Source organism: Sphingomonas phyllosphaerae (assembly GCA_036946405.1).
GTDB lineage: Bacteria > Pseudomonadota > Alphaproteobacteria > Sphingomonadales > Sphingomonadaceae > Sphingomonas > Sphingomonas phyllosphaerae_D.
The window spans coordinates 3,648,324-3,672,832 of the sequence record JAQIJC010000001.1; the positions used below are offsets into that span (position 1 = coordinate 3,648,324).

Annotated in this window: 19 protein-coding genes and 4 pseudogenes; 4 read left to right on the top strand and 19 right to left on the bottom strand. The window is 69.2% G+C overall.

Annotation, left to right across the window (positions count from 1 at the left end):
- Nucleotides 1-207: 207 nt before the first annotated feature.
- From ftsZ to PGN12_16990, 19 genes and pseudogenes are all read right to left on the bottom strand, one after another.
- Entirely contained in the window at nt 208-1,698 is a 1,491-nt protein-coding gene (gene ftsZ / locus PGN12_16900) for a cell division protein FtsZ (protein MEH3105566.1), read from the bottom strand.
- Nucleotides 1,699-1,814: 116 nt separating this feature from the next.
- Entirely contained in the window at nt 1,815-3,074 is a 1,260-nt protein-coding gene (gene ftsA / locus PGN12_16905) for a cell division protein FtsA (protein ID MEH3105567.1), read from the bottom strand.
- A gap of 12 nt (nt 3,075-3,086) precedes the next feature.
- A complete protein-coding gene (locus tag PGN12_16910) occupies nt 3,087-4,076 on the bottom strand; it encodes an FtsQ-type POTRA domain-containing protein (GenBank protein ID MEH3105568.1) in 990 nt (329 codons plus the stop codon).
- A complete protein-coding gene (locus PGN12_16915) occupies nt 4,073-4,993 on the bottom strand; it encodes a D-alanine--D-alanine ligase (protein ID MEH3105569.1) in 921 nt (306 codons plus the stop codon). Before PGN12_16915 ends, PGN12_16910 begins: the two co-directional genes overlap by 4 nt.
- A 182-nt stretch (nt 4,994-5,175) precedes the next feature.
- Nucleotides 5,176-6,063: pseudogene (gene murB, locus PGN12_16920) on the bottom strand (UDP-N-acetylmuramate dehydrogenase).
- On the bottom strand, nt 6,060-6,260 hold the full coding sequence (locus PGN12_16925; protein MEH3105570.1) for a hypothetical protein: 201 nt from the start codon (nt 6,258-6,260) through the stop codon (nt 6,060-6,062). Before PGN12_16925 ends, murB begins: the two are co-directional and overlap by 4 nt.
- A pseudogene (gene murC / locus PGN12_16930) lies at nt 6,257-7,661 on the bottom strand (UDP-N-acetylmuramate--L-alanine ligase). The gene PGN12_16925 and the pseudogene murC overlap by 4 nt, the downstream one beginning before the upstream one ends.
- Nucleotides 7,658-8,818 carry an undecaprenyldiphospho-muramoylpentapeptide beta-N-acetylglucosaminyltransferase gene (murG, locus tag PGN12_16935; GenBank protein MEH3105571.1) on the bottom strand — a complete coding sequence of 387 codons (1,161 nt, stop codon included), beginning with the start codon at nt 8,816-8,818 and terminating at the stop codon, nt 7,658-7,660. The pseudogene murC and the gene murG overlap by 4 nt, the downstream one beginning before the upstream one ends.
- Complete coding sequence (locus tag PGN12_16940; GenBank protein ID MEH3105572.1) at nt 8,815-10,044, bottom strand: putative peptidoglycan glycosyltransferase FtsW; 1,230 nt, start codon at nt 10,042-10,044, stop codon at nt 8,815-8,817. Before PGN12_16940 ends, murG begins: the two co-directional genes overlap by 4 nt.
- Entirely contained in the window at nt 10,041-11,432 is a 1,392-nt protein-coding gene (gene murD / locus PGN12_16945) for a UDP-N-acetylmuramoyl-L-alanine--D-glutamate ligase (protein MEH3105573.1), read from the bottom strand. The genes PGN12_16940 and murD overlap by 4 nt, the downstream gene beginning before the upstream one ends.
- Nucleotides 11,429-12,499: a phospho-N-acetylmuramoyl-pentapeptide-transferase gene (mraY, locus tag PGN12_16950; protein MEH3105574.1), complete on the bottom strand. Its 1,071-nt coding sequence runs from the start codon at nt 12,497-12,499 to the stop codon at nt 11,429-11,431. The genes murD and mraY overlap by 4 nt, the downstream gene beginning before the upstream one ends.
- A gap of 1 nt (nt 12,500) precedes the next feature.
- Nucleotides 12,501-13,871: a UDP-N-acetylmuramoyl-tripeptide--D-alanyl-D-alanine ligase gene (locus tag PGN12_16955; GenBank protein MEH3105575.1), complete on the bottom strand. Its 1,371-nt coding sequence runs from the start codon at nt 13,869-13,871 to the stop codon at nt 12,501-12,503.
- Nucleotides 13,872-14,004: 133 nt separating this feature from the next.
- Nucleotides 14,005-15,420 (bottom strand): UDP-N-acetylmuramoyl-L-alanyl-D-glutamate--2,6-diaminopimelate ligase, encoded by a 1,416-nt coding sequence (locus PGN12_16960; GenBank protein MEH3105576.1) that lies wholly within the window; start codon nt 15,418-15,420, stop codon nt 14,005-14,007.
- 10 nt (nt 15,421-15,430) lie between these two features.
- Entirely contained in the window at nt 15,431-17,146 is a 1,716-nt protein-coding gene (locus tag PGN12_16965; GenBank protein ID MEH3105577.1) for a penicillin-binding protein 2, read from the bottom strand.
- Complete coding sequence (locus PGN12_16970; GenBank protein ID MEH3105578.1) at nt 17,143-17,754, bottom strand: hypothetical protein; 612 nt, start codon at nt 17,752-17,754, stop codon at nt 17,143-17,145. The genes PGN12_16965 and PGN12_16970 overlap by 4 nt, the downstream gene beginning before the upstream one ends.
- A 2-nt stretch (nt 17,755-17,756) precedes the next feature.
- Nucleotides 17,757-18,698 carry a 16S rRNA (cytosine(1402)-N(4))-methyltransferase RsmH gene (gene rsmH, locus PGN12_16975; GenBank protein ID MEH3105579.1) on the bottom strand — a complete coding sequence of 314 codons (942 nt, stop codon included), beginning with the start codon at nt 18,696-18,698 and terminating at the stop codon, nt 17,757-17,759.
- Nucleotides 18,695-19,198 carry a division/cell wall cluster transcriptional repressor MraZ gene (locus PGN12_16980; GenBank protein ID MEH3105580.1) on the bottom strand — a complete coding sequence of 168 codons (504 nt, stop codon included), beginning with the start codon at nt 19,196-19,198 and terminating at the stop codon, nt 18,695-18,697. Before PGN12_16980 ends, rsmH begins: the two co-directional genes overlap by 4 nt.
- A 434-nt stretch (nt 19,199-19,632) precedes the next feature.
- Complete coding sequence (locus PGN12_16985; protein ID MEH3105581.1) at nt 19,633-19,989, bottom strand: hypothetical protein; 357 nt, start codon at nt 19,987-19,989, stop codon at nt 19,633-19,635.
- Nucleotides 19,990-20,028: 39 nt separating this feature from the next.
- Nucleotides 20,029-21,018, bottom strand: a complete 990-nt coding sequence (locus tag PGN12_16990) for a cysteine synthase A (GenBank protein ID MEH3105582.1) — start codon at nt 21,016-21,018, stop codon at nt 20,029-20,031.
- A 136-nt stretch (nt 21,019-21,154) separates the two neighbouring features.
- Between PGN12_16990 and PGN12_16995 the strand changes: the two genes are divergently transcribed.
- The 4 genes and pseudogenes from PGN12_16995 to aat all read left to right on the top strand — a co-directional run bounded on the left by PGN12_16995 (nt 21,155) and on the right by aat (nt 24,509).
- On the top strand, nt 21,155-22,438 hold the full coding sequence (locus PGN12_16995) for a type VI secretion protein ImpB (protein MEH3105583.1): 1,284 nt from the start codon (nt 21,155-21,157) through the stop codon (nt 22,436-22,438).
- 71 nt (nt 22,439-22,509) lie between these two features.
- Entirely contained in the window at nt 22,510-22,896 is a 387-nt protein-coding gene (locus PGN12_17000) for a hypothetical protein (protein ID MEH3105584.1), read from the top strand.
- Nucleotides 22,897-23,258: 362 nt separating this feature from the next.
- Nucleotides 23,259-23,513: pseudogene (locus PGN12_17005) on the top strand (AAA family ATPase).
- Between the two features lie 303 nt (nt 23,514-23,816).
- A pseudogene (gene aat, locus PGN12_17010) lies at nt 23,817-24,509 on the top strand (leucyl/phenylalanyl-tRNA--protein transferase).

Sequence of the window (24,509 nt, forward strand, 5' to 3'; positions counted from 1 at the left end):
TCGGAAAAAGAAGGTGTCGAAATCGCGGCGCCACCGTCGCCCGCATCGATCACCACGGACCCGGTGGCGACGAGGGCAGGCGGACGGAAGGTCATCGCGCCATAGAGCGTGTCGCCACCGGGCCGGCAATGACATGGCCGACCCGGCTGCGACGAAGCGAGCCTGTACGGCGGTGCGCGGTCGGTCCGCGCGCCGCCGCCGCAGCCGTTACTGGTTGTTCTGGCGGTGCAGGAAGCGCGGCAGATCGCCCGGCTCGCGCCCGTCGTCCTCGACCGCGCGGCCACCGGCATTGCGGGTCGCGTTCTGCATCCGCTCGAACAGCGTGCCGCCCAGCTTGACGCGCGGCTGTGCGGGGGCGGGCGTCTCTTCCTCGGCACCCGGCGCGAGGAAGCGGCGCCGCTGCGCGTCACCCGCCGGCGGCGTGGCGGGCATCAGCGACTCCGCCCCCAGTACCAGTTCGTCCTCGGCCGGGCGCGCCGGCGAGGGATCGACGTTCGCGCCACCGTTGGCCGGCGGCACGCCCTCGGCCATCGCGCCGGCGGCGGCGCCGCTCGGTTGCTGCGGCGGGACGGCCGGGGTCGGCTCGTAAGCGACCGGCTGCGGCGCGGGGGTCGCGGCCGGCGCGGCGGCGGCTGGCGCCGGGGCGGCATCGGTGCGACGCGGCGCGGAGAAGCTGAACGTGCGCGGCGGCTCGGACGGCGCGCTGGCGGCGGCGGGGGCCGTCGCCTGACCGACACTCTCTATACCGGTCGCGACCACCGAGACGCGGATCTTGCCTTCCAGCTCCGGGTTGAACGCCGAACCCCAGATGATGTTCGCGTCCGGATCGACCAGCTCGCGGATGTGGTTGGCGGCCTCGTCGACCTCGAGCAGGCGCATGTCGTCGCCGCCGGTGATCGAGACGATCACGCCCTTGGCGCCCTGCATCGACACGCCGTCGAGCAGCGGGTTGGCGATCGCCTTCTGCGCGGCGATCAGCGCACGGTCGTCACCTTCCGCCTCGCCGGTCCCCATCATTGCCTTGCCCATCTCTTGCATCACCGAGCGGACGTCGGCGAAGTCGAGGTTGATGAGGCCGGGCATGACCATTAGGTCGGTGATGCCGCGCACGCCCTGCTGCAGCACCTCATCGGCCATTTCGAAGGCCTGCTTGAACGTGGTGTTGGCGTTGGCGACCAGGAACAGGTTCTGGTTCGGGATCACGATCAGCGTGTCGACGAACTTCTGCAATTCCTCGATGCCCGCATCGGCCGACTTCGCGCGGCGATTGCCCTCAAAGCTGAACGGCTTGGTCACGACGCCGACCGTCAGGATGCCCATGTCGCGCGCCGTCTTGGCGATCACCGGGGCCGCGCCGGTGCCGGTGCCGCCGCCCATGCCCGCGGCGATGAAGCACATGTGGCTGCCCTCGAGCAGCCGGCCCAGCTCCTCGATCGTCTCCTCGGCCGCGGCGCGCCCGATCTCGGGACGGCTGCCCGCGCCCAGCCCCTGCGTGATCTTCGCGCCGAGCTGGATCTTCTGCTCCGCCTCGGACTGCTTGAGCGCCTGCGCGTCGGTGTTCGCGACGAGGAAGTTCACGCCCTGCACGTCCGCGCGCATCATATTGGCGATCGCGTTGCCGCCGGCGCCACCGACGCCGATCACGGTGATCCGCGGGGTCAGATCGTCGAGATCGGGCGTGATGAATTCGATGCTCATCGCAACATTACTCCGTCCGCCCGCGTCGCTGATTTCATAACGGGCCGTTTACACCGATGTGCAACATGCGGGCGCGCGGTGAAAGAGGAAACACCGCGAAACGCCCTGTTGTCGCGTCAATAATTCGCCTTCGCGGCCTGCACGAGCTTCCAGAAGCCGCGCAACCCCCTCTGACGGTGGACCATTTGCTGCGTCGGCGCGAGGCCGCGCAGGTCGATGGGATCGCTGGCGGCGAAGAACGCCAGCCCGGCCAGCGTCGCGAAACCGGGACCGGAATGCGCCTCCGGCAGCCCGGTCAGCCCGCGCGGGCGGCCGATCCGCACCGACCGCCCCAGCGCCTGCTGCGCATAGTCGGCGATCCCCTTCAACTCGGCGCCGCCACCGGTCAGCACCACCTGCCGCCCAACCGGTCCCTCGAACTTTAATTCCTTGAGCGCCGACTGGATTTCGCCGACCAGATGCTCCAGCCGCAGCCGGATCACCGCGATCAGCGCTGCCTTGGTGATCTGGAGCGCTTCGGAATCCTCTTCCTGCGTGCGCTCGCGAATCGTCACCATCTCGTGATTGTCGCGCGGCGAGGCGTTGGCCGAGCCGTGGAAGCATTTGATCCGCTCGGCCTGCAAGCGCGTGGTGCCGAAGGCGGAAGCGATATCGTCGGTGATGTCGGCCGCGCCGAACGGGATCGACTTGAGCCCGACCAGCATCGATCCCGCGAACAGCGAAACGTTGGTGATCCCCGCGCCGATCTCGACGAGCGCGACGCCCAGATCGCGTTCCTCGCTGGTGAGGCAGGCGAGCCCGGTCGCGACCGGCGCGGCGATGATCGACTTGACCTCCAGATGCGCCGAGCGGACGCACAGGTCGAGGTTGCGCACCGGCGAGCCGTCGGCGGCGATGACGTGGATGTGGACGCCGAGCCGGTCGGCATGGAGCCCGAGCGGCTTCTTCACCCCGGTCAGCCCGTCGAGCGTGTAGAGCGCGGGCTGCGCGTGGAGCACCATCCGCCCCTGCGGATCGATCGACTGCCGCCCTTCGTGGAGCAGCGCGTCGATATCGGCCTGTTCGATGCGCATCCCGCCCAGCTCGGCCTCGATGAACGCCTCGTCGCTGACCAGCCCGCCCGCCGAGAAGCCCGCCCAGACGTTTTCGATGTTGAAGCCGGCGATCCGCTCCGCCTGTTCGACCGCCTCGCGCACCGCGACCTCGGTGGCGCTCATGTCGGCGATATAGCCGCGCTTGACGCCGCGGCTCTCGCGCTGGCCAGTGCCGAGCACGTTGAGTTCGCCGCCATCGCCCTTTTGCGCGATCATCGCCGATACCTTGGACGATCCGATGTCCAGCGCGGTAATCAGGCCGTCGGGTGCCACCTTCGCCATCGCTCTACCCCCTCATGCTTCGCCGGAACGCAGCGCTTCCCCGGCGCGCGCCTCGATCGTTCGGTCGTTGTCGCCGATCACGTTGTTGCCCGTCGCCGCCGCGGCATCGGCAGGCGGGTCGTTGCGGCCGTCGTCCGCGACCTGTTGCTTGTCCTGCCCCGCGCGACGCGCATACATTTTGGCCGGATCGCGCAGGTCGAAGCGCAGCCAACCCTTGCCGAGCAACGGATCCGCGCCATCCATCTGCGCGAACTTGATGAGCGCCTGCGGCGCGCCGTCCTGCGGCAGCGCCAGCGTCTCGCCGGTCGTGAAGGTCAGATCCCAGCGACGGTTGCCGACCCAGGTCGCGGCGCGGATGCGCGGGCGCAGCGCGGGGGCGGCGGCGAGCAGCGCCTGATAGCCCGGCTCCTGCTGGTTCGCGCCGGGGCCGATCACCAGCGGCAGATCGGGCATGTGCGTCGGCGCGACCGGCGCGAGCAGCCGCCCGGTCGCGTCGATCAGCGTCAATTGCCCCTTGTCCTGCCAGATCGCCGCCGGCTCGCGCTCGGTGATGTGGATCACCAGCCGGTCGGGCAACCGCCGCGCGACATAGGCGTCGGAAATCCAGCCATAGGCAAGCAGCCGGTCGCGGACGCGCTCCAAATCGACGCGCAGCATCGCGCGCGACGACTGATCCTCCAGCGCGACCGCATAGACCGTCTCGCGGTCCATCCGCTTCAGCCCGGTGATGTCGACTTGCTCGACGCGCAGCCCGGCGCGTCCCGCCGCCTCAGCGACGCCAGCGCCGATCGCCTGCGGCACGCCGAGCAGGTTGGCGACGAACAAGGTCGCGACGCCGACCCCGCCCAGCACCGTCCACGTCACCGCCTTGCGCAGCGCGTCCTCGCTGATCGGCATCTTCGCGAGCAGCCGGTCGCCGAGCGACGCCTTGGGCACGCGGCGACGGTTGGGGGTCGGGCGACGCCCCGGCGGTGCCGCGCCGCGCTTGATCGTGCGGCTCATGAACGGAGCGCCTCATCGACGATCGCCTGCACCAGCTCGGGATAGCTCATGCCGGTATGGCGCGCCTGTTCGGGGACGAGGCTGAGCGGGGTCATGCCCGGCTGGGTGTTCACTTCGAGCAGGAACAGCCCGTCAACGCCGCGCTCGTCATCCCAGCGGAAGTCGGAACGGCTGGTGCCGCGACAGCCGAGCACGCGATGTGCCTGCAACGCCAGCGCCATGCACGCCTGCGTGATCTCGTCAGGGATCTCGGCCGGAAAGATATGGTCGGTCATCCCGTCGGTATATTTGGCGTCGTAATCGTACCATCCGGACTTCGGTCGCAATTCGGTGACGCCGAGCGCCCGATCGCCGAGCACAGCGGTGGTCAGCTCGCGCCCGCGTACATAGGGTTCGGCGAGCAGTTCCTCGAATTCCTGCCACGGCCCGGTCGCATCGCGCGCGATCGGGTTGCCGTAATTGCCCGCATCGGTGACGATCGCCACCCCGACCGACGAGCCCTCGTTGACCGGTTTCAGCACATAGGGGCGCGGCAGCGGATCGGCGTCGTGCACGTCGGCGCTTTTCACGATCCGCCCGCCGGGCATCGGGATGCCGGCGGGGACCAGCACCTGCTTGGTCAGCACCTTGTCGATCGCGATCACCGAGGTGGCGAGCCCGGAATGCGTATAGCGCAGGCCCATCAGGTCCATGAGCCCCTGCACGCTCCCGTCCTCGCCCGGCGTGCCGTGGAGCGCGTTGAAGACGAGGTCGGGGTTTGTTTCCGCGAGCCTGGCAGCGACGTCGCGCGCCATGTCGATGCGCGTCACGCGGTGGCCGAGCGACTCGAGCGCGTCGGCGACACCGTTGCCGGATGAGAGCGATACCTCGCGCTCGGCCGACCAGCCGCCCATCAGGACCGCGATGTGGAGGGTCATGCTCCCTCTCCCCGTTGGGGAGCATCGGGTGAACAGCGCGCCTCGCTGTTCAGATCAGGCTGGGAGCCTGATCGACCCGATGCTGGCTGGGGTGAGGGGTCGATGTCTCGCAGAGAGGTCGGGCTCGGTGAGACATGAGCCCCTCTCCCAACCCTCTCCCCGGAGGGGAGAGGGCTAATCGCCTCCACCAAACCCACCCGCTGTATCTCCCATTCCAGTTCCACACCGCTCGCCGCCTTCACGCGCGCCCGGACATCCTCACCCAACGCCTCGATATCCGCACTGCTCGCGCTGCCGAGATTGAGCAGGAAGTTCGTATGCTTCTCGCTGACCTGCGCATCCCCCCGCCGCAACCCGCGACACCCGGCTTCATCGACCAAAGCCCAAGCCTTATGCCCATCGGGATTCTTGAACGTCGACCCGCCGGTTTTCGAGCGCAGTGGCTGCGACGCCTCGCGCGCGGCGGCGATCCGGTCCATCTCGGCCTGGATCGCGGCGGGTTCGCCGGGCTGGCCGCGGAAGGTGGCGGCGATCACCACCGCGCCCTCCGGCAGGTCGGAATGGCGATAGGTATAGCCCAGCGCACCCGCCGCCAGCGTCCGCCGCTCGCCCGAGCGCAGCACCACTTCGGCCTCGACCAGCACGTCGGCGGTTTCGCGCCCATAGGCCCCGCCGTTCATCCGCACGAACCCGCCGACCGTGCCGGGGATCGAGCGCAGGAACTCCAGCCCCGCCACCCCGGCGTCGCGCGCGGTGGAGGATACGAGGATGCCGCTCGCCCCACCGCCGCAGCGCAGCGTCACCGCGTCGAGCGCGGCGGCGGTTGCGAACGGCTTGCCGAGCCGGACCACCACGCCGGGCACCCCGCCATCGCGAACGATCAGGTTCGAGCCGAGCCCGAGCGGCATGACCGGCACCGCCGGATCGAGCGCCGCGAGGAACGCGCACAAATCGTCGGCATCGGCGGGCTCGAACAGCCACTCCGCCGCCCCACCCGCCTTGAACCAGACGAGTGGCGCCAGCGGGGCGTGCGGCGTCAGCCGCCCGCGGACCTCGGGAAGCGCGCTCACCACGGTCCGGCGCGCCACAATTGCGCCCACGCCTGCCACGCCGCCATGTTCGCCTCGCCCGCACGCCGCGTCGCCTCCTGCGCCGCGATCAGCGCCGCACCCGCATCGCTAGCGTGGCGACCGGCCTCCAGCGCGCGGCGCTGGGTGTCGAGAAGCTGCTTCTGCCAGTTGATCGCGGCGTCGAACCAGTTGGTCATGCGCGTTCCCCGATCGCGGCGGCCAGCCCGGCCGCCCATTTGGTGATGTCGCCCGCACCGAGGCAGATCACCTGATCGCCCGCGCGCACCTCGTCCGCCAGCACGTCGGCCAGCGCGGCGGCATCCGCCACCACCGCCGCCTGGCGATGCCCACGCTCCTGCAACCCCGCGACCAGCGCCTCGGCATCGACGCCCGGCACCGGCGCTTCACCAGCGGCATAGACCGGGGTGACATAGACCTGATCGGCGTCGTTGAACGCGCCGCGGAAGTCCTCCATCAGATTGCCGAGCCGCGAGTAGCGATGCGGCTGCACGACCGCGATCACTCGCCCCTGCGCACTCTCGCGCGCGGCGGCGAGCACCGCGCGGATCTCGACCGGGTGGTGGCCGTAATCGTCGATGATCGTTGCGCCGCTTACCTCGCCGACCTTGGTGAAGCGCCGCTTGACGCCCGAGAAGCGCTCAAACCCCTTCTGGATCGTCGCGTCGTCGATCCCCAGCTCCAGCGCGACGCCGATCGCGGCGAGCGCGTTCTGGACGTTGTGCCGCCCCGGCATCGGCAGGTCGATCCCCTCGATCGAGCGCACCGCGCCGTCGCGCGCGCGGACCTGCGCCTCGAAGCGGTTGCCGCCCGGATAGGGCGTGACGTTGACCTCCGCGCACGTCCGCCGACGCCGCAAAGCCATAGGTGACGATCCGCCGGTCGCGGACGCGCGGGATCAACGCCTGCACCTCGGGATGGTCGAGGCACAGCAGCGCCGCGCCGTAGAAGGGCACGTTCTCGACGAACTCGACATAGGCGTCTTTGGCGCGGTCGAAGTTGCCATAATGGTCGAGATGCTCGGGATCGATGTTGGTGACGACCGCGATCGTCCCATCGAGCCGCAGGAAGCTGCCGTCGCTCTCGTCGGCCTCGACCACCATCCAGTCGCTCGCGCCCAACCGCGCGTTCGAGCCGTAGCTGTTGATGATCCCGCCGTTGATGACGGTCGGATCGACCCCGCCGGCATCGAACAGCGCCGCGACCATCGAGGTCGTCGTGGTCTTGCCGTGCGTCCCCGCGACCGCGACCGTCGACTTCAGCCGCATCAGCTCGGCGAGCATTTCGGCGCGGCGCACAACCGGGATCCGGTTGCGCAGCGCCGCCTCGACCTCGGGGTTGCCGCGCTTCACCGCGGTCGAGGTCACGACCACCGCGACGCCTTCGACGTTGGCGGCGTCATGCCCGATCGTCACCGCGATGCCGCGCGCGCGCAATCCCTCGATCACATAGCCCTCGGCGACGTCGGAGCCCTGCACCTTGTAGCCGAGATTGTGCATCACCTCGGCGATGCCGGACATGCCGATCCCGCCGATCCCGACGAAATGAATCGTGCCGATGTCGGTCGCGACCCCCTTCATGCGAACGCCTTCCGCGTCTGCGCCTTGCCGACCTTGATACGTGCGCGCGGCGCGTCGAGGCTCTCAACCAGATCGGCGAGATCGGTAACGGCGTTGGGCGCACCGCACGAACGCGCGCGCGTCGCGGCGTTGCCGAGCGCTTCGGGGTCAAGTCCGAGTTTCTGCATCTGCTTGGCGAGTTCCGTCGGCGTGAAGGCGGTCTGCTGAATGGTGCGCGCGCCGCCCGCGGCGGTGATCTCGCGCGCATTTGCGGTCTGGTGGTCGTCGGTCGCCGAGGGCAGCGGCACGAGGATCGCGGGACGCCCGGCGGCGGTCAGCTCGGCGATCGTCGACGCCCCCGCGCGGGCGATGACGAGGTGCGACCAGCCCAATTGCTCGGGCAGATCGGGGAGATAGGTGGCGAGATCGGCGGCGATGTCGAGGCTGGCGTATTTCTCACGCACCGCGTCGATATCCTCGATCCGCGCCTGATGCGTGACCTGCAAGCGGCGGCGGAACGCGACCGGCAACAGCGCCAACCCGTCGGGCACCACCTGGCTCAGCACCGACGCGCCCTGGCTGCCCCCGGTCACCAGCACGCGGAAGATGCCGTCCTCGTCGGGCACCGGATAGGGCTTAGCGCGCAACGCCAGCACGCTCTCGCGCACCGGATTGCCGATCAGATGCGCCTTGGCGCGGTGCCGCGGGGTGAGCCGCTCGGTCTCGGCATAGCTGGTCGCGATCGCATCGACGCGCCCCGCCACCAGCCGGTTGACCCGGCCCAGCACCGCATTCTGCTCATGGACCGCGGTCGGGATCTTCTCCGCGAACGCCGCCGACAGCGCCGGAAAGGCGGGATAGCCGCCGAAGCCGACCACCGCCGCGGGCTTGAAGGTGCGGTACAGGTCGCGCGCGGACTTGCGTCCCTCCACCATCAGCCGGGCCGCCTTCGCCCAGCCGAGCGGCCCGCCCGCGAAGCGCCCGGCGGGGATGACATGCGTCTGCACGCCCTCGAACAGCCCGGGGAAGCGCACCCCGCGCGCATCGCTGACCAAAGCGACGCGGTGCCCGCGCTTCATCAGCTCGGCCGCCAGCGCGGCGGCGGGCACCATATGCCCGCCGGTCCCGCCGGCGGCGAGCACGTAGTGGCGGGGGCGGAAGTCGCGGACCTGCGTCATTCGGCGCTCCAGCGTTGCTGCGCGATATACGGACTGCGCAGCAGGAACGGATTGCGGCGCGTAAAGGCGAGCAATAGCCCCATCCCCATCGACAGCGCGACCATCGACGACCCGCCATAGCTGATGAACGGCAGCGTCATCCCCTTCGACGGCGCCAGCCCGGTGTTGACCGCCATCGAGATCAGCGCTTGCGCGCCGAACTGCACCGCCAGCCCGGAGGCGGCGAGCAGGCGGAACGGGTCCTGTTCGTCGAGCAGCTTGACGAACACCCGCACCACGATCGCGAGGAACGCCAGCCCGACGATCATGCACGCCAGCAAGCCGAACTCCTCGCCGATCACCGAGAAAATATAGTCGGTATGCGCCTCGGGCAGCCCGTATTTGACCGTCCCCGCGCCCGGCCCGGTTCCGAACCAGCCGCCGGAGGTCAGCGTGTTGTGCGCGGCATTGGTCTGGAAGTGATCGGCCGCGCCCTCGCCCTCGACGCCGGGAAACAGGAAGGCGTCGATCCGCTTGCGCGCGGTGCTGTAGAACAGATAGGCCGCGATCAGCGCGACCGGCACCATCGACAGGAAGCCGAAGATCACCCGGGTCGGCGTCCCCGCGATCGTCACCAGCGCCAGCCAGATCACGCAGAACATCACGGTCTGCCCGAAATCGGGCTGCAGCATCAGCAGCATCGCGATCAATCCGGTCAAAGCGGCGGTGATCGCGGTCACCGGCAGCTCGGCATCGCGCGACTTGAACGACAGCAGCCACGCGACCGTCACGACGAAGAACGGTTTGAGAAATTCGGACGGCTGAAACTGCGCGAACCCGAACCCGACCCAGCGCCGCGCGCCGTTGACGCTGACCCCGAGGAACGGCACCAGCACCATCAATGCGACGCACACCGCCGCCCCGATCAGCGACATGCGCCGCGCCATCGTCAGCGGCAACATCGACACGCCGAACAGCACCGGCAGCGACACCGCCACCCACATCACCTGCCGCCAGAAATAATGCAGCGGCGCGAAGTGGAGATGCTCGCCCGAATAGCGCGTCGCGCTGACCGGCGAGCCGGCGGCGACCGCGATCAGCCCGATCGCGATCAGGAACAAGGCGAGCAGCAGCAGCACGCGGTCGATATCCCAGAACCACGTCCCCAGCGGCGACGGATCGCCGCGCCCGCCGCGGTTGCGCAGCGAGACACCGGGACGCGCCGGCTCGGTTCGGGTCGCGCTCATGCCAGCTCCTCCACCGCCGCGCGGAAGGCCGCGCCCCGTTGCTCGAAATCGCGAAACTGATCGAACGAGGCGGCGGCGGGCGACAGCAGCACCACGTCGCCGCGCTCGGCCTCCTGCGCCGCCAGCTTCACCGCGCGCTCCAGCGTCTCAACCTCGGCAACCGGCACCTGCCCGCGCAGCACCGCGGCGAAGCGCGGCCCGCCCTCACCGATCGTATAAGCACGCACGACATTGCCGAGGTGGGGCACGCAGGCATCGAGATCGTCGCCCTTCACCTTGCCGCCGAGAATCCAGTGGATGCGCGGGAAGGCGGCCAGCGCGGGCGCGGCGCTTTCGGGGTTGGTCGCCTTGCTGTCGTTGATCCACGCCACGCCGTTCAGCGTCGCGATCCGCTCCATGCGGTGCGGCAGCCCTGTGAAAGCTTCGAGCGCGCGCTCGATCGTCTCGGCGTCGACGCCCAGCGCCTCGGCGACCGCGACCGCGGCCTTGGCATTCTGTTCGTTGTGCGGGCCTTGCAGCGACGGCCAGCACGCCTGCTCGCCGGGCAGCGGCACGCCGTCGATGAAGCGGACGTTCAGCCCCTCCGGCGCGTTCGCGAGCACGTCATGCTCGGCCTCCGCTTCATAGTCGACGATCGCGAGGTGCGCGGGCGACTGCATCGCGAACAGCCGCGCCTTGCTGGCGGCGTACGCCTCGAAACCATCATAGCGATCGAGATGGTCGGGGGTGACGTTGAGCAGCACCGCGACGTCGCAGTCGAGCGTCTGCGTCAGGTCGATCTGGTAGCTCGACAGTTCGAGCACGTAGACGCCGCCTTCCGGCAGCGGTTCCTGCGCGAGGATCGGCAGGCCGATGTTACCGCCCATCAGCGTTGGGATGCCGGCGGTGTCGAGGATGTGGTGGACCAGCGCCGTCGTGGTCGACTTGCCGTTGGTGCCGGTGATCCCGACGACCTTGTGTGCGGGCAGGTCGGCGCGGGCCTGCGCGAACAGCTCGATGTCGCCGATGATCGGCACGTCCACGGCGCGCGCCGTCGCGGCGAGCGGGTGCGTGTTGAGCGGCACGCCGGGCGAGACGACGAGCGCGTCGACGGTGGCGAGGTCGAGTGTCTCGAGATCAATTACTTCAAGCCCTCTCCCCTCCGGGGAGAGGGTTGGGTGAGGGGCAGGGGTCTCACCGAGACCGTCTTCTCTGCGAGGCACCGACCCCTCACCCCAACCCTCTCCCCGGAGGGGAGAGGGAGTCAGGGCATCACGCTTGGCGACATCGCTATCCCACGCCAACACCGTCGCCCCGCCCGCGAGCAACGTACGAACGGTCGCGGCGCCCGAGCGTGCCAGCCCGAGCACCGCATAATGTTTCCCCGCCCAGGCGCGCGAGACGATCATCGCAGCTTCAACGTCGACAGCCCGGCCAGCGCCAGCACCAGCGAGATGATCCAGAAGCGGATCACCACCGTCGGCTCGCTCCACCCCAGTTGCTCGAAATGATGGTGGATCGGGGCCATGCGGAAGATGCGCTTGCCGGTGCGCTTGTACCAGAACACCTGGATGATGACCGACAGCGCCTCGACCACGAACAGCCCGCCGATGATCCCCAGCACGATCTCGTGATGCGCGACCACCGCGATCGTACCGAGCGCGCCGCCCAGCGCGAGGCTGCCGGTATCGCCCATGAACACCGCCGCCGGAGGGGCATTATACCACAGGAACGCCAGCCCGCCGCCGATCACCGCGCCGCAGAAGATCGCCAACTCGCCCGCGCGCGGCACGTGCGGGATGCCGAGATAGTCGGCGAATTTCACGTTGCCGGCCAGATAGACGATCAACAGGAACGCGACGCTGGCGATGATGACCGGCATCGTCGCCAGCCCGTCCAGCCCGTCGGTCAGGTTCACCGCATTGCCGAACGCGACGATCGTGAACGCGGCGAAGATCGGGTAGAAATAGCCGAGGTCGATGAAGTAGCGGCTGGTGAACGGGAAATAGAGGCCGGAGCCATTTTCCTGCATCACGATCCACGCTGCCACGCCCGCGATCGCGAATTCCAGCAACAGCCGCACGCGGCCGGAGACGCCCGCGGTGCTGGCCTTGCGCACCTTGTCGTAATCGTCGAGGAAACCGATCGCGCCGAAGCCAAGCGTGACGAACAGGCACGCCCAGACGAACGGGTTGCGCAGGTCCATCCAGATCAGCACCGACAGCACGAGGCTGGTGAGGATCATCAGCCCGCCCATCGTCGGGGTGCCGCGCTTGGCGAGATGCGTCTGCGGACCGTCGGCGCGGATCGGCTGCCCCTTGCCTTGCCGGACGCGCAGCCAGCCGATGAAGCGCGGGCCGATGATGAGCCCGATCAGCAGCGCGGTGGCGATTGCCGCACCGGCGCGAAACGTCTGATAGCGGATCAGGTTGAACCCGCCCGCGAAACCGAGTTGTTCGGCGATCCAGTACAGCAACTCAACTCATCCCGTTGGCAAGGCCGCTGACCAGCCGCGACAGGCCGACGCCGTTCGATCCCTTCACGAGCAAGGTGTCGCCCGGGCGGATCAGCGCCCGCACGCGATCGAGCGCCTGGCCGGCATCGGGCACATGGACGAAATCGACCCGTCCCTCAAGCGCCGCGGCCAGCGGGCGCATCGCCTCGCCGACCAGCACGGCCGCTTCGACGCGCGCCGCGACGACGTCGTCGGCGAGCCCGGCGTGGAAATCCGCCGACCCCTCGCCCAGTTCGCGCATTTCGCCGAGCACCGCGACGTGCCGGCCACCGGCCTGCTCGAGCACCGCCAACGTCGCGCGCATCGATGCGGGATTGGCGTTGTAGCTCTCGTCGATCACGGTCGCCTCGCCGTCCCCGACGCGCACCGTCAGCCGCGCGCCGCGCCCCGGCAGCCCACCCAGCTCGCCCAGCGCCAGCCCGGCGAGCGCCAGATCGGCACCCACCGCATCCGCTACAGCCAGCACCGCGAGCGCGTTCGACACCCAATGCCGCCCGGGCTGCGCGATCGTGAAACTCAGCTCGCGCCCACCGACACGCGCGGTGACGAAGGTGCCGCCGCTGCGCACCACCATCGCATCGCTGGCGCAGACATCGGCCTCGCGGTTGAGCCCGAAGGTGACGATCCGCCCGGCATAGGGCTTGGCGGCGTCGATCAATCGCTCGCGATGCGGGCTGTCGAAGGGCACGATCGCGGTCCCGCCGGGCTCCAGTCCGCGGAAAATTTCACCCTTCGCATCCGCGATCGCGCTTTCGTCGGGGAAGAATTCGGTATGCGCGGGCGCGATCGCGGTCACCAGCGCGACATGCGGGCGCACCAGCGTGGTCAGATGCGCCAGCTCGCCGGGATGGTTCATCCCCATCTCCAGCACCGCAAAGTCGGTGTCGGCGGGCATCCGCGCGAGGCTGAGCGGGACACCGGTGTGATTGTTGTAGCTCTTCACCGAGCGATGCGCGCGGACGCCGGGTGCCCGGTCGAGCGTCGCGAACAGCGCTTCCTTGGTCGAGGTCTTGCCGACCGAGCCGGTGACCCCGATCACCTTGCCCGCCACCCGCGCACGCGCGGCCCGGGCGAGATCCTCGAGCGCGGCGAACGTGTCGTCGACGCGCACCGCCGGGTGCGCGGTCGGCTGCGACACGATCGCGCCGCCCGCCCCTTGCGCGAACGTCTGGTCGAGGAAGCGATGGCCGTCAGTCGCCTGTCCGGCCAGCGCGATGAACAGGTCGTGGTCGCCGACCTCACGCGAATCGAACGCGACGCCGTCGACGGTGAAGTCGGCGGTAGCAGTGCCGCCGGTGGCGGCGGCGATCTCGGCGGCGGTCCAGAGCGTCATGCGCGCGGCCTAGCGGAAGCGGCACGAGCAGGAACAGCGGCCACACCACCGTTCGCCCTGAGCTTGTCGAAGGGCGTGTCACGCGCGACACGTGCTTCGACAAGCTCAGCACGAACGGTGGCGTGGGCGGGGCTCATGCCGCCACCTCGCGCGCGACCGTCACGTCGTCGAACGGCAGCACGAGGTCGCCGACGATCTGTCCCTGCTCATGTCCCTTACCCGCGATCAGCACGATATCCCCCGCGCGCGCCTCCGCGACCGCCGCGGCGATCGCGGCGCGGCGGTCGCCGATCTCGCGCGCGCCGCGCGCACCTTCGAGGACCGCGCGGCGGATCGTCGCCGCGTCTTCGGTGCGCGGATTGTCATCGGTGACGATTACCACGTCGGCGCTCGCCACCGCGACCTGCCCCATCGGCACGCGCTTACCCGCGTCGCGGTCGCCGCCCGCGCCGAACACGAGGATCAGCCGCCCCTCGACATGCGGGCGCAGCGCTGCGCACGCCGCCTCGATCGCGTCCGGAGTGTGCGCATAATCGACATAGACCGGCACCCCGCCCGCGGTGATCGCGGCGCGCTCCAGCCGCCCGCGCACCGGCTGCAACCGCGCCAGCCCGGCGAGCGTCTGCGCGACATCGCCCCCGGTCGCAATCACCAGCCCCGCGGCGACCAGCGCGTTGGCGGCCTGATACCCGCCGATCAGCGGCAACGTGACACGGTGGTCAACGCCGTCCGCCCGGATTGTCAATCCCTGCCCCAGCAAGGTCGGATCGCGCGCGATCAGCCGCAGGTCGTCGCCATGTTCGCCGACCGTGAAGACGCGGTTGCCGCGCTCGCGCGCGATATCGATCACACGTTCGGAGTTCGGATCGTCGACCCACACCACCGCAGTGCCGCCATCGGCCAGCACCTGCGCGAACAGCCGCAGCTTGGCGGTGAAATAGGCCGCCATATCGCCGTGATAGTCGAGATGGTCGCGGCTGAGATTGGTGAACGCCGCCGCACGCACCGGCAGTCCTTCGGTGCGATACTGGCTGAGCCCGTGGCTCGACGCCTCGAACGCCACATGCGTCACGCCTTCGCGCGCCAGCCCGGCGACGTTCGACAGGAAGGTGACGACATCGGGCGTGGTCAGCCCGGTCACGACGCGCTCGTCGGCGGTGGCGACGCCCAGCGTACCGATCGACGCGGCATGATGCCCCGCCATCCGCCACAATTGCCGCGTCATCTCGACCGTCGAGGTCTTGCCGTTGGTGCCGGTGACCGCCACCGCCGTCTCCGGGAACGGCGCGAAGAACCGTGCCGCCAGCCGCGCGAAGGTCTCGCGCGGATTATAGTCGCGGATGTGGAGCGCCCCTTCGACGCGCACGCCGGGCCGCGCGACGACCGCGACCGCGCCGGCCTCGATCGCGGCCGGGATGAAGTCCTCGCCGTTCACCCGCGCACCTTCGAACGCGCCGAAGATCGTCCCCGGCGCGACCTTGCGGTGATCGATCGCGAATCCCGTGATCGCCTGCTCGCCGCCGTGCTCGACCAGTTGCGACAGCTTCATGCCACGCCCCTCACTGCCCGCCGCTCTTCGGCGCGCGATCGGGATCCTCCCACAAGGTCGGCACGATGTCCGACACGTCGATGTCGTGATGATCGTCGGGGGTGACGCCCAGGATCGCGCCGACGCGCGAGATCGTGCGCCCGACCACCGGCGCGACGTTCCACGCGGCGGTCTTCCACCCAAAGGTTTCCTTCGTACCGAGCGGCGAGTCGAGCATCGCGACCACCACATAGCGCGGCGCGTCCATCGGGAAAGCCGCCGCGAAGGTCGCGACGTTGCGCGACCGGTCGTAGCCGCCCGCGACCGCCGCCTCGGCGGTGCCGGTCTTGCCGCCGACCCGGTAGCCCGGCGCATCGCCCTTGCGCCCGGTGCCGCGCAGCACGATCAGCCGCAGCATCTGGCGCATCCGCGCGCTGGTCGCCTCGCTGATGACGCGCCGGCCCGCGACCTCATGCCCCGGCTGCACCTTGAGCAAGGTCGCCGGACGCCACGTTCCGCCATTGACCAGCGCGGCATAGGCGTTGGCCAAGTGCAGCGGCGTCACCGCGATGCCGTGCCCGTACGCGGTGGTCATCGTCGTGGTGCGCGCCCAGAAGGTCGGCCACAACGGCCGGCCCTTCTCGCGGATCTCGATATCGGGGCGGGTGTCGAAGCCGAGCTTGCGGAACATCTTCTGCATCCGCTCCGGCCCGACCTCGTCGGCGACGCGCGCGGTGGCGACGTTCGAGGAATAGATCAGCGTTTCCGCCATGTTGAGCCAGCGTTTCGGATCGCCGCGCTCGTCGTGGATCGTGAAGCGCCCGACCTGCAACGGATGCGTCGCGTCGAAGCGCCGCTCCATCGAGGTGACGACACCATTGTCGATCGCCGCCGCCATCGTGATCGGCTTGAAGGTCGAACCCAGTTCGAACACGCTCTGCGTGGTGATGTTGCGAAGCTGCTCGGTGCCCGACATGCCGACGCGGTTCGGGTTGAAGGTCGGCAGCGACACCATCGCCACCACCTCGCCGGTATGCGCATCGAGCACGATCCCGCCGCCGCCGCGCGCGGAGAACGTCGTCATCGCGCGACCCAGCTCGCTTTCCATCGCCGCCTGGACGCGCGTGTCGATCGACAGCGTCACCGGCTGGTTGATCGTCGCGGGATTGGTCAGCCGTTCGTCGAGCGCGCGCTCGATCCCGCTCATCCCGTGCCCGCCGCTGATGAAGCCCAGCACATGCGCGCCGAGCGTCGATTGCGGATACAGCCGCTGCGTCTCGCGCTCGAAGACGATGCCGGGCTCGCCGATCGCATTGACCGCCTCGACCAGCGCCGGGCTGGCGCGGCGGTTGAGATAGGTGAAGCTGACCGGGCGCGTGATCTGCGCATAGAACCACGCCTGATCGCCGCGATCGGGCATCAGGTCGGCGAGCTTCTGCGCGATCTGCGACGGATCGCCGAGCAGCTTCTTGGGGTGGACGCCGATCGTCCAGGCGTCGATCGTGCGCGCGAGCGGCGCGCCGTTGCGATCGACGATATCGCCGCGCGGCGCGGCCAGCACCGGCGCGGTGCCGCGCTCGCCACCCTCGGTCAGCCCGAGCATCGCCAGCCGCCCGATCACGATCAGCACCGCCGCCGCGAACAGCAGCATCAGCATCATCAGGCGAAGATGTTGCGTCGCCAGCAATTGCTGGCGCTGGTCGCCCGAGCGGCCGGCACGAAGGGGTCGGGCGACCAGCGTGGTCACCGCAGGCGGCTCCGTTCGGCACGCGCGCCGCTCAGCAGGTCGCCCAGCGTATTGTCGCTGAGCAGCCCGCGATCGAGCATCGCGACCTTGGCGACCTTCACCGGCGCGGCGGCGGCACGCACCGCGACCTTGGTGACCGTGATCGGCGCGCTGGCAGCCGCGACCTGCACCGCAGCGACCTTCACGACAGCGGGCGCGGCGGTGGCGGTGCTGGCGGTGGCGACCGCAGGCGTGATGGCGGCGACCGGCGCGGCGGGGACGATCAGCTGCGCGGTCTGTACCTGCACGTCACGCCCCGGCACCGGCAGCCCCTGCACCGGCGACAATGCCGCCAGCGCACGCTCGTCCGCGACGAATTGCTGCGCCGTCGGCACGGTCAGCGCCAGCGTGTTGCCGTTCCAGCGCTCGAGTTGCGCGAGGTTGGCGCGCACGTCGAACTCGGTTTCCAGCGCGCGGATGTCGCGCTCGGCGGACGCGATGCGACGGTCGACCTGCTCGACCCGCTTGCGCTCCGCCGCGACCTGCGACGAGACGAGGTAGAAGCCGATTGCCACGATCGCGCAGCCGGTCAGCCACCCGAAGCCCCTCAACCGATATATCGCCGCCATCGTTACGCCTCCAAACGCCAAGGGGCCGCCCCGGTACGCCGGGCGGTGCGAAGTGTGGCGGAGCGGGCGCGCGGGTTCGCGGCCAGTTCCGCTTCGCCCGCGCGGATCGCACGGGCGGTGATTTCGAAAGTCGGTGCGCGCGTCGGCGCACTGACCGGCATGTGCCGCGAGCCGGCGGGTGCGGCACCCGACCGGTCGCGCAGGAAACGCTTGACGATGCGATCCTCCAGCGAGTGGAAGGTCACGATCGCCAGCCGCCCCCCGGGCTTGAGCACGCGCTCGGCGGCTTCCAGCCCTTGCGTCAGCTCGTCCAGCTCGCCGTTGATATGGATGCGCACCGCCTGAAAGGCGCGGGTCGCAGGGTCCTTCTTGTCGTGCGGGCGATGGCCGAGCGCCTTACGGACCACGTTGGCGAACTGCGCGGTCGTGGTGAGCGGGCGCGCCGCCACCACCGCGCGCGCGATCCGCCGCGACTTGGGCTCCTCGCCATAGCGATAGAGCACGTCGGCGATCGCCTCTTCCTCGGCCTCGTTGAGGAAGTCGGCGGCGGACATACCTTCCTGGCTCATCCGCATGTCGAGCGGCCCGTCCGACTGGAACGAGAAGCCGCGCTGCGCCTGATCGAGCTGCATCGACGACACGCCGATATCCATCGTCACGCCATCCACCGGCACCGCATCGCGCGCCGCCAGTTCCGATTCGAGCGCCGAGAAGGTGGCCGGCACGAGCGTCAGCGCCGCCTCTTCCTCCAGCGCGCGGCCGTTGGCGATCGCATCCGGATCGCGATCGAACGCGATCACCGCCGCGCCGGTCGCGAGGATCGCGCGGGTGTAGCCGCCGGCACCGAAGGTCGCGTCGACATGGCACTCGCCGGGGGCAGGGGCGAGCGCGGCGACGACGTCGTCGAGCAGCACGGGGATGTGCGGGGCGGCGGTGCTGCTCATGACAGGGAGATCCCCTTGTCCTCGCAGGTGAACTCGACATACTCCTTGAGGAACGGGTCGATGCCCGGCGTCTCGATCAGGACGTTGGGTGCCCAGATCGTGATCCAGTTGAACGCGCCGAGGAACACCGCTGCGCCCTGGATGCGGGCGTAACGGCGCTCGAACGTCGGCATGATGAAGCGGCCTGAGCCGTCGAAGGGCAGCGGCTCGGCGCCACCGGCGCGGTCGAGGATATTGTAATCGGTGCGCCCGCTCGTCGCGAACTGCGCGGCGTCGAGCGCCTCCAGCTTCGCCTTCCAGAACGGCACGAAGCCGGGATCATAGGCGATCAGGCAGCGATGTTCAGGGTGCGGCGCGATGATGACGGTGCCGCCGTCCTTGCCGTCCTCGCGCGGGGCATTCTTGGCGAGCGTCGCGCGCAGGGTGTTCGGAATCGCGACCCGGCCCTTGTCATCGACAAGACCAAGCCCCTTTCCCTGATAATCCACCCTGTCGACCACGCCCACCTCGCACCCGGAGCGCACAACCATCCTGCCCGGCGCACAGCCCTCGCCGCGCGCCGACGTTGCCGTCAGCAAACAACAGTGGTTCTGCCCCCAATGTCGTCGGGGATAGGTAACAGGGTTGATCGGGGAAGAGAAGGGATATTCGGGGAAATCCGGGGATCGTTCGCGGACCTCTTAGAATTTGGCGCAAATCCAAGGCGGAGCGTGCGCGGGCCACTCCGAAACCGGCTTCGCGCGGGCGCCGTGAGGCATCGCAAACCCGGGATTTTCCGCATTCCGGCGCGCCGTCCCCGAATTTCCCCGACGACGATTCCGTCCCTCGACGGGCAAGCGACGGCCGAAGCGGAGGATGGAATGAGGGGGTCGCCCGCGATTCGGGGCGCGACACGACACGATGCCGGCCGCGGGCGCAGGCCGCGGCACCGTCGTCACAACATGCCGTTGGTCGAGGACGCGTCGGCAGCGGGTTGCGATGGCGCGGGCGATTCGACGGCCGACGGGGTCGGCGCGGCGCCGGGGGTCACGCCCATTTCGGCGAGCGGCTCGTTGGTCGGCGCGGCGGTGGGGGCAGAGGCCGGCGCGCTCATGTTCGCGACCAGTTCCGGTTGCGATGCACCGGTCGCGCTGACCGGTTGTTGCTGGTTCACCGAAGAAAAGATCGCGCTCGCCAGCCCGATCAGCAGCACGACCGCAGCGAGGCCGATCATCCCGACACGCACGCGCTGCCGGGTCTGTTCTGCCTGCTGCCGTTCGACGGCGGCCTTGTCTTTCGGAGGAGACTTCATCGGTCGCGCATTTCTAACTGATCGTCGCGCGATTGTCGATCAATTCGTTAACGCAGCGCCGCGCACCAATCCCTTCGATGCCAGCCAGGCGGGATCGTAGAGCGTCGACAGGTAGCGGAACCCGGTGTCGCACAGGATCGTCGCGATCCGCTTGCCAGGCCCCAGGTGCCGCGCGAGCCGCACCGCGCCTGCGACGTTGATCCCCGACGACAGCCCGAGGCACAGCCCTTCCTCGCGCAGCAGCCGGTCGGTCCAGTCCAGCCCTTCCTGATCGGGGATGCGGAATTGCGCGTCGACGGGGGCGCCCTCCAGATTGGCGGTGATCCGCCCCTGCCCGATTCCTTCGGCGACCGACGAGCCTTCGGCGCGCAGCTCGCCGCACGCATAATATTCGTAGAGCGCCGCGCCGTGCGGATCGCTGAGCGCGATACAGACATCGGGATCATGCGCCTTCAATCCCAGTCCGACCCCCGCGAAGGTGCCGCCCGTACCCACCGCGCAGGTGAAGCCGTCGATCCGCCCGTCCATCTGCGTCCAGATCTCCTCGGCGGTGCCGACGATATGCGCGCGGCGGTTGGCGATGTTGTCGAACTGATTCGCCCAGATCGCGCCCGGCGTCTCTTCCGCGATCCGCCGCGATGTGTGCACGAAATGCGCCGACGACGCATAAGGCGCGGCCGGCACCGTCACCAGCTCCGCCCCGAGCGCGCGCAACGTGTCCATTTTCTCCTTGGACTGCGTATCGGGCATCACGATGATCGTGCGATATCCCTTCGCATTGGCGACCAGCGCCAGCCCGATGCCGGTATTTCCCGCGGTGCCCTCGACGATCGTGCCACCGGGGGCGAGCACGCCGCGTTCCTCGGCGTCGGCGACGATGAACAGGGCGGCCCGATCCTTCACGCTCGCGCCCGGATTGGCGAACTCGCACTTGCCGAAAATGTCGCAGCCGGTCGCCTCGCTCGGCCCCTTCAATCGCACGAGCGGAGTGTTGCCGATCAGGGCCAGCGTATCGGTGGTGGTATGCATGGTCGCGTCAATGCGGGCGCGCCCGCCGATGCGCAAGCGATTGAAACTTTCCGCCCCCCTCTCCCGCCTTCATCGCGCTCGCCAATCGCGCGACGATCTGCCATGTTCCCGTTATGTTTCAGCGATTGAGTCGCCCATGCACGACCTGCCACCCCGTCCGCTGCGCTGGCTGTTCCTCGACCTGAACAGCTATTTCGCGAGCGTCGAGCAGCAATTGCAGCCCAGCCTGCGCGGGCGGCCGATCATCGTCGCGCCGGTCGGCACCGACACGACGGTCGCGATCGCGGCGTCGATCGAGGCCAAACGCTTCGGCATCACGACCGGCACGCCGGTGTGGGAGGCGAAGCAACGGTGCCGCGAGCTGGTCGTCACCCCCGCACGGCACGAACGCTATGTCGAATTCCACCACGCGATCGTCGCCGAGATCGAACGGCACATCCCGGTCACCAAGGTCTGTTCGATCGACGAGGTCGCCTGTCGCCTGCTCGACAACGAGAATGACCGCGCGCACGCCGAGGCGCTGGCGGTGCGGATCAAGCGTGGTATCCGCGAGAAGGTCGGTGCGTGCCTGACCTCCTCGGTCGGGATCGCGCCCAACCGGCTGCTCGCCAAGCTCGCCTCCGACCTGCAGAAGCCCGATGGGCTGGTGGTCTTCGAGGCCGCCGATCTGCCGCAGGCGCTCTACCGGCTGTCGCTGCGCGATATCAGCGGGATCGGCGCGAAGATGGAGCGGCGGCTGGCGCGCGACGGCGTCAACGATATCCAGCAGTTGCTCGCACGTCGCCCGCGCGATGCCGGCCATGCGTGGGGCGGCACCAACGGCGACCGGCTCTGGTATCTGCTCCACGGCGTCGATCTCGCGGAGAAGGCGACGCAGAGCCGCACGATCGGGCACAGTCACGTCCTGTCACCCGGCAAGCGCGGCTATGGCGCGGTGCGGCTGACCGCACGGCGGCTGGCGCTGAAGGCGGCGAGCCGGCTGCGTCGCAAGGCGTATCGTGCGCGATTGCTGGTGCTGCACGCCCGGTTCGAGGACGACAAGAGCATGTGGCGCACCTCTGCGAAGCTGCCTGCGACGCAGGACAGTTTCGCGATGCTCGCGGCGCTCGACACGCTGCTGCCGCGGCTGCGCGCGCAGGAGATGGTGCATCGCAGCGGCTGTCGGATGATCGGCGTCACGCTCGCCGAAATCGAACCGGTCGTCGGCGAGCAGCACTCGCTGTTCGCGCATCTGCCCGCCGACGATCCGCTGGCGCGCGAAACCCGCGGGCTGGCGCTCAGTCGCGCGATGGACCGCATCAACGAGCGGTTCGGCCGCCATGCCGTATCGGTCGGCGCGATGCACGGGGGCCGCCTCGATCGGGTCGGAACGAAGATCGCATTCGGACGCATTCCGGACATGGATGAATTCCACGAATGACCCGGACTCTGATGCACCGCAACAATCCGTGACTTGACGGAGTAAAGTTCATGGGCGAAGCGGCGCATATTATGCAGAAGCTCCTCCCCCTCTCGCTAGCCGCCGCTTTGCTGGCGCTGTCGGCCTGCAACTCCGAACCGTCCTCGCCGCAGGTGCTGGACAGCAACCCCGATCCGATGGCCTCGGCGCTCGCCAATGCCGCGCCGGTCGAGCTGCCGCCCGCGATCAAGGCCGACAAGACCATGCGCTGCAAGGATCAGAGCCTGGCCTATGTCACCTTCTTCGATGGCGACAAGCAGGCGGTGGTCCGCACCGAAAAGGGCGGCGCCGCGACGACGCTGAAGGCCGAGAAGACCGGCGATCCGCTGACCGCCGAGGGCGGCTGGAAGATGACCGGCTACCACAGCGAGATCAAGCTGACCCGTCCGGGCAAGCCCGAACTGGTCTGCCACTCGTAACGTTCTGATCGGGCAGGCCACGATCGGCCTGCCGTTTTTGTCGTCCCGGACTTGATCCGGGATGACGGGCGTCAGCGGATCGGCCTCGCGTTTGCGGTCGCAGGTCGGCCGGTGTGACAGTCCTTCGCCACGTGACCCGCGATGGCGGTTGCCTCCCAATCTACATCATCTTCCTTGCCCTGCGTCCGGCCGGACCGTAGCGTCCTGCGTATGACGACGGTGGCGATCTACAGCGTGAAGGGGGGCGTCGGAAAAACGACGCTCGCGATCAATCTGGCGTGGGTGCGCGGCGACGCTGTCGGCGCGGCGCACATTGTTGTGGGACCTCGATCCGCAGGCGTCCGCCACCTGGGCGCTTGGCGATGGCCGCGCCCTATGACCGCGCCGGCGCGCTGTTCGCGAAGGGCGTGTCGCCCACCAAGCTGATTACCCCGACCGCATTCGATCGGCTCGACCTGCTCCCCGCCGACGCCTCGCTGCGCGAGCTCAACCACCAGCTGCGCGAACTCGACAAGAAGCGCCGGCTGCGCAAGCTGATCGCCGAGCTGGGCGATCACGACACCGTGGTGCTCGATTGCCCGCCCGGCTTGACCGAAACCGCCGATCAGGTGGTGCGCGCCGCCGATTTGCTGGTGGTGCCGGTGGTCCCCTCCGCTCTCTCGCAACAGGTCGTTCGCGACGCTCGATCGCGAGTTCGGCGGGCAGGTGCCGATCCTGCCGGTGCACGTAATGGTCGATCGTCGGCCGCGCGCTCCACGCCGAGGGCGCTCGCGCGCAACGCCGATTGGCCGGTGATTCCGATGGCGAGCGCGGTGGAGAATGCCACGGCGCAACGGGTGCCGGTCGGCGTGGCGGCACCGCGCAGCGTCGCGGCGACCGCCTTCGCGGCACTTGTGGCGAACGATCGAGCAGCGGCGGGCTTGACCAGTCCGGGGACACTCGACCCGGGGCTGTTGGCTCGGTGCCTATTCGGTCGGCGTGTTCCCGATGGCCGACAGCCGCGACGCGCCAGCATCTATTGGGTGGAGCCGCGCCGCCGCGCGATCCTGCCGCTCGACGGCTTCCATCTGTCGCGCTCGCTGCGCCGCGTGATCGCCGGCGACCGCTTCCGCGTTACCGTCGATCGGGCGTTCGGCCAGATCATCGCCTTGTGCGCCGAGCGGCGGAGGATCGTCCGGACACATGGATCAACGCGATGATCGAGGAAGCGTTCGTGCGCCTCCACGCGCTGGGGCACGCCCATTCGGTCGAATGCTGGGACGGCGACCGGCTGGTCGGCGGGCTCTACGGGCTGGCGGTCGGCCGCGCCTTTTTCGGGGAGAGCATGGTCAGCCGCGCGACGAATGCGTCGAAGGTCGCGATCGCCTCGCTGGTCGCCCGCTTGCGCGTCGGCGGCTTCTCGCAGCTCGACTGCCAGTTCATGACCGCCCACTCGCCTCGCTCGGCGCGCAGGAGATCGACCGCGCCGATTACATGGAATTGCTGGCGCGGCGCTTTCCTCGACCGGCTCGTCGGCGGCCTCGTCTTCGGCAGCCGGAGCGGATGCCGCGGCGGGCGACTTCTTCGCGCTCGACACCCTGGCCGGCGCGGACGGCGCGGTGCCCGGGAAGGTG

Excerpts from the sequence above, each read along its gene's own strand:
- ftsA (MEH3105567.1), bottom strand. The coding sequence starts at position 3,074 with ATGGCGAAGGTGGCACCCGACGGCCTGATTACCGCGCTGGACATCGGA.
- PGN12_16925 (MEH3105570.1), bottom strand. The coding sequence starts at position 6,260 with ATGACCAACTGGTTCGACGCCGCGATCAACTGGCAGAAGCAGCTTCTC.
- PGN12_16995 (MEH3105583.1), top strand. The coding sequence starts at position 21,155 with ATGCACGACCTGCCACCCCGTCCGCTGCGCTGGCTGTTCCTCGACCTG.
- rsmH (MEH3105579.1), bottom strand. The coding sequence starts at position 18,698 with ATGAGCAGCACCGCCGCCCCGCACATCCCCGTGCTGCTCGACGACGTC.
- PGN12_16910 (MEH3105568.1), bottom strand. The coding sequence starts at position 4,076 with ATGAGCCGCACGATCAAGCGCGGCGCGGCACCGCCGGGGCGTCGCCCG.
- ftsZ (MEH3105566.1), bottom strand. The coding sequence starts at position 1,698 with ATGAGCATCGAATTCATCACGCCCGATCTCGACGATCTGACCCCGCGG.
- murD (MEH3105573.1), bottom strand. The coding sequence starts at position 11,432 with ATGATCGTCTCGCGCGCCTGGGCGGGGAAACATTATGCGGTGCTCGGG.
- PGN12_16970 (MEH3105578.1), bottom strand. The coding sequence starts at position 17,754 with ATGGCGGCGATATATCGGTTGAGGGGCTTCGGGTGGCTGACCGGCTGC.
- PGN12_17000 (MEH3105584.1), top strand. The coding sequence starts at position 22,510 with ATGCAGAAGCTCCTCCCCCTCTCGCTAGCCGCCGCTTTGCTGGCGCTG.
- PGN12_16960 (MEH3105576.1), bottom strand. The coding sequence starts at position 15,420 with ATGAAGCTGTCGCAACTGGTCGAGCACGGCGGCGAGCAGGCGATCACG.
- PGN12_16940 (MEH3105572.1), bottom strand. The coding sequence starts at position 10,044 with ATGAGCGCGACCCGAACCGAGCCGGCGCGTCCCGGTGTCTCGCTGCGC.
- PGN12_16990 (MEH3105582.1), bottom strand. The coding sequence starts at position 21,018 with ATGCATACCACCACCGATACGCTGGCCCTGATCGGCAACACTCCGCTC.
- murG (MEH3105571.1), bottom strand. The coding sequence starts at position 8,818 with ATGACGCAGGTCCGCGACTTCCGCCCCCGCCACTACGTGCTCGCCGCC.
- PGN12_16955 (MEH3105575.1), bottom strand. The coding sequence starts at position 13,871 with ATGACGCTCTGGACCGCCGCCGAGATCGCCGCCGCCACCGGCGGCACT.
- PGN12_16985 (MEH3105581.1), bottom strand. The coding sequence starts at position 19,989 with ATGAAGTCTCCTCCGAAAGACAAGGCCGCCGTCGAACGGCAGCAGGCA.
- PGN12_16915 (MEH3105569.1), bottom strand. The coding sequence starts at position 4,993 with ATGACCCTCCACATCGCGGTCCTGATGGGCGGCTGGTCGGCCGAGCGC.